Source organism: Micromonospora sp. BL4, from assembly GCF_003667505.1.
Lineage (GTDB): Bacteria > Actinomycetota > Actinomycetes > Mycobacteriales > Micromonosporaceae > Micromonospora.
Window position 1 is genome coordinate 1 of the sequence record NZ_RCVJ01000034.1, and the last position, 673, is coordinate 673.

The window sequence follows — 673 nt, forward strand, 5'->3', positions numbered from 1 at the left end:
GGCCGCCCCCCGCTGGCGGGACCGGCGTACGGGTCGTCGCCGCGACTGCCCGCCGCGCCGGGTCGGCCTGGACCGGCCGGCCCGTCGTTGCCGGGCTCCGCCGGGGGACGACGGCGTCGACCGCTGGGGTCGGGGGTGTTCGCCGGAGCGCCCCGGCGCCCGGTGGGACGCTCGCCGGCGGCCGGCGGGTAGGTCGGGCCAGCGCTCGGCTGCTCCCCGGTGGACTCGGGCTTCGTGGGCCGGGCGGCACGGCGACCGGTGGGGGCGTTCGCCCCCGGGTCGGGCGGCGGCCCGGCGGGCCGGCGCCCGGCGGCGCGTTGCGCGGCCGGATCCGGCACCGCGAGCGGGCCGGTCGAGCCGCCGGTGAGATCCACGTCGGCGGCGGGAGCCGGACGGCGCTCCGCGGCGGGCGGGGTGCCGCCCCGTCGGTTGACCACCGGCAGGGCGGGATCGGTGTGCGGCAGACGGCCGGCCTGGCGCAGCCAGTCGGCTGGCCGCTCCGGGCGATCCGCTCGGGGCTCGCCGCCGGCCGGCGCGCGCCGGCCCTGCTCGTCCGGGACGGCCCGGCGGCGCCCGGCGCCGTCGGCCGGGCCGACGGTGGGCGTGCCGCCGGTGTGACCGGTGGACGCGTCGGGCAGTGGTGGCGCGTTGCCCGAACGGGGCACCACCGGCG

General features: G+C 83.7%; 1 pseudogene. It reads right to left on the reverse strand.

Features of this window, described 5'->3' with window-relative positions:
* Positions 1–673 (reverse strand): annotated as a pseudogene (locus EAD89_RS30345) (hypothetical protein); the annotation flags it as partial.